Origin of the sequence: Anabaenopsis tanganyikae CS-531, from assembly GCF_029891675.1 — a bacterium.
Taxonomy (GTDB): domain Bacteria; phylum Cyanobacteriota; class Cyanobacteriia; order Cyanobacteriales; family Nostocaceae; genus Anabaenopsis; species Anabaenopsis arnoldii.
Map to the genome: position 1 here is coordinate 1 of NZ_JANQDF010000053.1, position 7,539 is coordinate 7,539.

Annotated in this window: 10 protein-coding genes; 7 read left to right on the forward strand and 3 right to left on the reverse strand. The window is 41.1% G+C overall.

Features of this window, described 5'->3' with window-relative positions; genetic code table 11:
• Both NWP22_RS05455 and aroF read left to right on the forward strand, forming a co-directional pair.
• A partial coding sequence (locus NWP22_RS05455; protein ID WP_280801602.1) for a zinc ribbon domain-containing protein occupies positions 1-235 on the forward strand: 235 nt, incomplete at its 5' end.
• Between the two features lie 52 nt (positions 236-287).
• Positions 288-1,349: a 3-deoxy-7-phosphoheptulonate synthase gene (gene aroF / locus NWP22_RS05460; protein ID WP_271732967.1), complete on the forward strand. Its 1,062-nt coding sequence runs from the start codon at positions 288-290 to the stop codon at positions 1,347-1,349.
• 40 nt (positions 1,350-1,389) lie between these two features.
• Here aroF and NWP22_RS05465 read toward each other — a convergent pair whose 3' ends face one another.
• Entirely contained in the window at positions 1,390-2,268 is an 879-nt protein-coding gene (locus tag NWP22_RS05465) for a hypothetical protein (protein ID WP_271732969.1), read from the reverse strand.
• A gap of 75 nt (positions 2,269-2,343) precedes the next feature.
• Entirely contained in the window at positions 2,344-2,934 is a 591-nt protein-coding gene (locus NWP22_RS05470) for a DUF1517 domain-containing protein (RefSeq protein WP_271732970.1), read from the reverse strand.
• A gap of 129 nt (positions 2,935-3,063) precedes the next feature.
• Between NWP22_RS05470 and NWP22_RS05475 the strand changes: the two genes are divergently transcribed.
• Both NWP22_RS05475 and NWP22_RS05480 read left to right on the forward strand, forming a co-directional pair.
• Positions 3,064-3,903, forward strand: a complete 840-nt coding sequence (locus NWP22_RS05475) for a prephenate/arogenate dehydrogenase (RefSeq protein WP_271732972.1) — start codon at positions 3,064-3,066, stop codon at positions 3,901-3,903.
• 102 nt (positions 3,904-4,005) lie between these two features.
• A complete protein-coding gene (locus NWP22_RS05480) occupies positions 4,006-4,491 on the forward strand; it encodes a riboflavin biosynthesis intermediates N-glycosidase (RefSeq protein WP_280801603.1) in 486 nt (161 codons plus the stop codon).
• Here the strand turns inward: NWP22_RS05480 and NWP22_RS05485 are convergent, their stop codons facing one another.
• On the reverse strand, positions 4,492-4,896 hold the full coding sequence (locus NWP22_RS05485; protein ID WP_280801604.1) for an NIL domain-containing protein: 405 nt from the start codon (positions 4,894-4,896) through the stop codon (positions 4,492-4,494).
• A gap of 234 nt (positions 4,897-5,130) precedes the next feature.
• Between NWP22_RS05485 and NWP22_RS05490 the strand changes: the two genes are divergently transcribed.
• The 3 genes from NWP22_RS05490 to NWP22_RS05500 all read left to right on the forward strand — a co-directional run bounded on the left by NWP22_RS05490 (position 5,131) and on the right by NWP22_RS05500 (position 7,111).
• Complete coding sequence (locus tag NWP22_RS05490; RefSeq protein ID WP_280801605.1) at positions 5,131-6,126, forward strand: ImmA/IrrE family metallo-endopeptidase; 996 nt, start codon at positions 5,131-5,133, stop codon at positions 6,124-6,126.
• A gap of 80 nt (positions 6,127-6,206) precedes the next feature.
• Positions 6,207-6,830, forward strand: coding sequence for a hypothetical protein (locus NWP22_RS05495; protein WP_271732979.1), 624 nt, complete (start codon positions 6,207-6,209; stop codon positions 6,828-6,830).
• A gap of 116 nt (positions 6,831-6,946) precedes the next feature.
• On the forward strand, positions 6,947-7,111 hold the full coding sequence (locus NWP22_RS05500) for a hypothetical protein (RefSeq protein WP_271732981.1): 165 nt from the start codon (positions 6,947-6,949) through the stop codon (positions 7,109-7,111).
• Positions 7,112-7,539: the final 428 nt, after the last annotated feature.

Genomic DNA, 7,539 nt, shown 5'->3' on the forward strand with positions numbered 1-7,539 from the left:
GTGTTTTCTCAAGCATAAGGCTTTTGAAACTAATAAAGTAGTTATGGATGTCAACGAAGCGTACACATCAAAAACAGTCAGTTGGACTGGTGAAATCATCCCCAACCTTGGTGGTGCTAAGTTCGTTAAGTCTCCATCTGATGGGCGGGTAATGAGCCGGGACATAAATGGTGCGCGAGGGATTTTCCTACGTGCATTGGTTGATGCGCCCTCTCTTAAAGAGTGTATTTGTTAGTGAATGTTAGCAAAAAAGTATCGGTTTGATTCAAATAATCAGGTAATTTTATATGATTATAGTCATGAAAAGCGGTTCCCCAGAAATGGAAATCAACCGCATTAGCCAGGAACTTACTACCTGGGGACTCATACCAGAAAAAATCATCGGTCAACACAAGGTGGTAATTGGTCTGGTAGGTGAAACAGCCAGTTTAGACCCGTTACAGATTCAGGAACTCAGCCCATGGATCGAGCAGGTATTGCGGGTGGAGTTACCATACAAACGGGCGAGCCGCCAGTTTCGACATGGACAAGCCTCTGAGGTAGTGGTTAATACTCCCAATGGTGATGTTGTATTTGGAGAAGACCATCCCCTAGTTGTTGTTGCTGGCCCTTGCTCGGTAGAAAATGAAGAAATGATCGTGGAAACTGCCCAGCGGGTGAAAGCCGCAGGAGCGAAGTTTTTACGTGGTGGAGCCTATAAACCTCGCACTTCGCCCTATGCCTTCCAAGGTCATGGTGAGAGTGCTTTAGAACTGCTGGCTCAGGCACGGCAAATAAGTGGTTTAGGTATTATTACTGAGGTCATGGATGCTGCGGAACTGGATATGATCGCCGAGGTAGCTGATGTGATCCAGGTGGGAGCTAGGAATATGCAAAATTTCTCCCTGCTCAAAAAGGTGGGGGCGCAACCAAAACCAGTTCTATTAAAGCGAGGCATGGCTGCTACTATTGAAGATTGGTTGATGGCAGCTGAATATATTTTAGCGGCGGGAAACTCCAATGTAATTCTATGTGAACGGGGAATTCGGACTTTTGACCGCCAACACACTCGCAATACTTTAGATTTATCAGTTGTGCCGGTATTGCGGAAGCTCACTCACTTACCGATTATGATTGACCCAAGTCATGGTACTGGCTGGTCGGATTTTGTGCCAGCAATGGCTATGGCTGCGATCGCTGCTGGAACCGATTCCCTGATGATTGAAGTCCACCCCAACCCAGCCAAAGCTTTATCTGATGGACCCCAATCTCTGACACCAGAACGTTTTGATTCCTTAATGCAGGAATTAGCAGTGATTGGTCAGGCTGTGAGACGTTGGCCCCAACCGGTGGTTGCTACAGCTAACTAGGAGTGTTTGCGGCACGCTAAGGCGTAGCGTGCTGCTGGCTTTACCTTCTTCTACCAGAACCAAAAGAGCGACTGGGACTACGTGTAGAACGTCCACCAGAACCAAAACCACTACCAGTATTGCGTCTAGTGGTACCGGATCTATTAGAAGGTCTGAGATTACTGCTACCAAAACCGGAACCAGAGGGGCGATTGGTGGTATTCGTCGGTGGTGTAGTGCGTACGGTTGAACTACCAGGGGATGATCTTCTAATGTTACCTGTGGTGCGGAAAGTCGTGCGGTTGCGCTCCACTGCTGGTGGTGCATTGTAGCGAGTCCGATAGTTATTCACTGCTTGATTATAGGTACTACCATAACCACCGTAACCAGTTAGCACCCCTCCTGATTGATAAGCAGGTGGTACATAGTATTGGGGTCTAAATAACATATTACCGATTACCTGACCGGCGATGTTACCAGCTACAGCGCCGGCAAAAGGTGCCCAGAAGTTGCTTTCTCGTCGCACTACCACTGTTTCTTGTTGTCCTGTTTGGGGATTGGTTTGTGTTTCAGTGACGTTGTGGACGTACTCAATTTTAAAGTCTTCGGTCATATACAAGGCGGGTTCTCCGTTTTCCACCTTCAAAGAAGTCTTTTTTCCCTCCTGGATTTGTTCATCGGTGAGCCTTGCCATTTGCAAATTTTCAGTTTTAAAGGTTGGGGGTCTACTGTTGAGTAAAAACAGTGTATACTCCCCAGTGCCATCGTCAAAACTAGCTTGTTGCACCTGATACTCACCATCATTGAGCTTGCTAGCTGTAGAGGTGGGGCTAACACTTCTAGTTTCAGGGGTGGTTTGGTTAGAATTACCACAGGCTACGGTTGTTAAGCACAAAGTCAGTGCTAAAAAAATCACTGTAAATTTTCGTAATATGCTCATGAGCGTTTTACTATGTTCTATTTTTCAGCTTAACAAGGTTTTATGGGGGTGGGAATGTAGAGACTACCCAACCAGTTACAAGGGAATTAATTCTGGGTAATATTGCAACAGCTGATCATTAGTCAGTTGATCTCCTAACTGTGCTGGGGAGAAATGTACTTGAATGGCGCGCAGTTTTTCTTGATAGTGCAGATTGATTAAAGCTTTTAAACCATCTTTTAATGCGGGGATGTTGGACAAGTCTGCTTCTAAATTGGGAACTTCTCCTTCATAGGCTACAGTCAACATCACAATCACATTCCGGGTTACAGGTATGGAAAAAGATTGATCTGAACCTGAATTGGAACTGGTATCAAAGTCTGCGCCGTAGCGTTGGGCGGAATCACTAAATAATTCGTTGACGTAATCTCCCGCTTCACCTTCATCCCAAAATACGTCGCCTTCATTGGCAGCAGACAGCCAAGCTTGATCATATCGCAAGAGGGTTTCGCAAATTTCCACTAATCCTTCTCCCAGTTCTTGCAGGTCACCTTCAGCTTCTATGGCATCCCTAGCTGTACTATTTAATACTCCTAAAATCGGTGCAACCTCAGATCCGGCTAGATGTAAAAACAAGCGACAAACTACATAGCGAGTTCGACCCATCATTCTATTAAAGGCACGCATTTACTTGCTCCATAATTTTGAATAGTACACTAATAAGTGTGACACAAGTATTGTTGATGTATGCACAAAATACATATAGTGTTTCTGGCTTGAATAGGTACACTAACCCTATAGTTAAAATCTAAGAAGATGAAAATTGGGATTCTAGGACTGGGACTCATCGGTGGTTCTTTGGGTTATGATTTGCGATCGCTTGGTTATGATGTTTTAGGGGTGACTCGTCAGGAGTCTACCTGTGAACGTGCGATCGCTCTTGGTATTGTTGATCAAGCATCTGTGGACATGAGTTTATTAGCCGCCGCAGATGTAGTATTTATTTGTACACCCATAGGTATGATTATACCGCAATTCCAGCAGCTAATTAATTATTTACCTGCCACTACTGTGATCACTGATGTTGGTTCAGTTAAAGCCCCCATAGTCCAGAAAATCGCCCCTATATGGGAAAATTTTATTGGTGGTCATCCCATGGCCGGAACAACAGATAGTGGTATAGATGCGGCTCAACGGCATTTATTTATGGGTAGACCCTATGTGTTGACACCAGATGCTACCACACCCAAAACAGCAATTTCAGTTGTAGCAGAAATTGTGCGATCGCTGGGGGCTAATCTTTATTATTGCCCACCGGAGCAACATGACACAGCGGTGAGTTTAATTTCCCATTTACCTGTCATGGTGAGTGCGTCCTTAATTGCTACTTGTATGGGCGAAACAGACTCCCAAGTGTTGCAACTAGCCCAAAACCTTGCTAGTTCAGGTTTTCGCGATACCAGTCGTGTGGGTGGCGGTAATCCGGAATTAGGAGTAATGATGGCACAATATAACCGCCAAGCATTACTGAGTTCACTACATCAGTATCGCCAAAGGCTAGATGAATTAACTAACCTGATTGAACAGCAAGATTGGCCAGGTTTGCAGTTAAAGTTAGAGTCCAACCGGAATGACCGACCCAAATTTGTTGACTAATCTTGGGTTGGGTGACATCACCCTAGTGATGATCAAATTCTAGGACCTCTTGTTAGCATCTACAGGCATTATAGATGTAGATATAGAAAGATAAATTTTCAAATGACCATATACTTTTACAAGGTGTGGCAACCTTATGGCTGTTTTTCTAACTTTTCTCCCCACGGGATCACAATTCATGGTACTTACTGGCCCACTGTAGAGCATTATTATCAAGCACAAAAATTTGTTGGCAGTGTAGATGCAGTTATTATACCTGTGATTCATGCAGCCGAAACCCCGGAAGTAGCAGCGGCTTTAGGCCGCTGTCCTACTCGCCAACTGCGTCCAGACTGGGAGATAGTCAAAACCCAAGTTATGGGACAAGCTGTACTGCAAAAGTTTCTGACTCATGGCGACATTAAAGAAATTCTTTTGAACACAGGTAATCAAACCCTAGTGGAAAACTCCCCCAATGATTATTTCTGGGGTTGTGGAGTACAAAAAACCGGTCAAAACCATCTTGGGAAAATTCTTATGGCTGTGCGTGAAGAAATCCGCGCATCACAACTTTCTACGGTATTTTTAGGGGGACGTAAGTTAGATTAATTACAGATTAGTGGAAATTGCCTGTACTGGACAGGTAGGGATACACTGTTCACAGACAATACAGCGCGATCGCGTGAATGTCAACTTATATGTTTCCGGTTGTAGGCTGAGGGCTTCCGTAGGGCAGACCCCAGTACACAAACCACAATGGACACAGACATCCTCATCAATGACAATTTCACCTAGGTTGTGAGAAACACTGATATGGCGCGATCGCATCCACTCAATAGCTTCATTTAAGCGGTCAATATCTCCAGATAATTCTACTACAAGTTTGCCAATTTGGTTAGGAGCCACTTGGGCGCGGATAATATTGGCAGCAACGTTAAATTCTTTAGCCAGTAAGTAAGTAACTGGCATTTGAATAGCCCGTTTAGGAAAAGTGAGGGTAACTCGTTTTTTCACAGGTTTAGCAGGGACTTTAGTTTTTTTTAAAATTTTAACTCTGGGGCGATAGGGTAAGCGCTGCTGTTCAAGGCGATCGCCATTCTATATACTCCCATTCCCCGTGGTTAGCCATAAGGCTTTGTTGAAGTTATGTAAAAGGGTGTTGAAAAGGATGTATAATCAATGGAGAATATCCATCAAAGATTGAAATTAGGACAAAAGCTTAACTTTTAGCATCAGGAGGACAAAACAATGACAGTAACACTTACTATGTCGTCCCTCTACGCTAAACTATCCAAAATTGGGTTAAACCAACACTATGTAAAAAATAATGGTTTACCAAGTTGGTGGAATGATGAACTCAACGATAAACCCATAGCTGTGTTAGAAGGGGCTGGTTATATCGCTGATCACCTTAACCTTAACTTAGAATCCTTGTTGGTAGAAGAAAACATTAGGTTTAATTCCTCCCCTCCTACTAAGTTTAAGCAGCATAACAGCAGAAATCAGGATCACCCTTATCTAGCTCAAGCTTTAGCTAGTCGGGTAGCTGAGTTAACTGCCTACGGTACGGAAGCCAATTTTACATCTTTACCCACTGATGTTAAGAAAATTAGAGCAGAAATTTTAACAAATCATACCACTGTTAATTTAAAATCCTTACTCGAATATTGTTGGAGTAAGGGCATAGTTGTTGTTTATTTTAACAATTTCCCTCCCAAGATCAAGAAGTTTGCTGCATTAATTCAATGGAGGTTTAATAGTCCTGTAATCATTCTCAGTTCCCAACATAAATACTCTGCTAGATTAGCTTTTGACTTAGCCCATGAATTAGGTCACTTAGCATTAGGACATCTAAAAGAAGGTATTTTAGTTGATGAAGAAATAAAGTATGATTGTAATCAAAATGATGATGATGAATGTCAAGCAAATAAATTTGCTACTCAGTTATTATTAGGTAATTGTGATAATTGTTTAGAAGATCAGCGTATTCTTCACCATAACCAGTTAATTAAGTACGCTCAATTAATCTGTCAAAAAAATCCTCATGTTCATGTGGACTCAATTGTACTTAATTATGGTTGGCATACAAAGAAAAACTGGGGTTTTGTTCAGAAAGCTTTAAAGAAATTAGACTCCTTAGCTAATGGTCAACAAATTGTTAATGAATATTTAGCTGATAGATTAGACTGGGACAAGTTTAATGATGAAAGCTATGAGTATTTAGAAAAAGTCTTAGGAGTTTAATTTTGTCAGGGTCATTTTACTGTTTAGATAATGATATTATTCTTAAACTGGCTACCTGCGATTTATTTAATGAAACCCTGATGACATTTGAGATTAATGCAAGTCAAATACAAATACTTGATAGTTTCAAATATAAATTTGATGTAAACAGGCAAATTAAACGTAGAAGAGGGAATAAAGCCGACAATAATTATACAGAATTTGATATTAAAAAAGCATTAGAAATCGTTGAAAATTGTGCAACTCTTTCAGAGCATAATCCTAATATTGATAGAGATATTTATTTGAGACTGATGGATTCTTGTAGAAGAAGCAATGATAAAAAAGATACAATTGATCAAGGAGAAGCAATTTTAATCAGTTATATTTTCTACCTGAGTCAACAGGGTTATACCAATAATTATTTATTAACCCACGATAAATGCTGTTTAAGGGCTTTAATAAAGTCTGGTTTTACTGAGATTATTCAAAATCTTGAGGGTAGAATTTGGTGTTTAGAGCAATTGATTTTTAAGTATATTGAAAAATTTGGTTTTGATATAATACAAACAAAAGTTTACCCTAGCCGATATTGTGACCAGAATATAAAAATGATATTTGGTTATAGTATCAAAGCAACAGAAGAGGTAGTAAAAGAAAATTTGAACAGAGAAATTATAGTATTAAGACGAGAGACTGGTAACTTACTTTATCCTTATCCCTAATTCTTATAGCATTTCCCATGCTCGTGAGGTACAAAGTTTTTTAGTTTGAGGGAACACACCGAACACACCGAACACCGTAATAGGAAATTTGTGTATACTTCATTAACCTGAAAAAGGTGCGCGCTGCTGTTATAGGCGATCGCCCCCGTCTCAAAGTTCCCATCACCACTTCCGGGGTTGAAAATCCGGCTCATTTAAAATCACCACATCATCACCGCACAGACCCAAAACAAATAAACCTTAACCAGAACGGTGTAAAATTTACATTTAATGCTACATAGAGATCCGGGGGTTAGAAACCCCCGTCTAATAGCTAAAGTCAGATAAATCTGACTAAAAAATCATGTATGTGATCATAGTCTAGACCGCCAATAAACCTTTGCGTACCTTTGCGCCAAACTTTGCGCCCTTTGCGTTTAACAACAGATAGTGGATATAAACGAATAGATGATAGATCAGATAGGAGTTTTATCTCTACCCTAAGATAGATGACAAACTTACAGTTATTCTAACTTAAAGTTATTTACACTTGTATAAATTTTAATAAACTGTCTGCTAAATCACTGTCAGCTATCCTCTATATTGAAATTTCTGCCCTTGTATATCCCCTAGTTTCCCCATGTCCAGACTTTTGATTAGCCAGTACCAAGCAGAAGTAGCCAAAATTATTCAGTTTGGCGGTTCCCGCAAAGAAACTTCTATTCGCGTG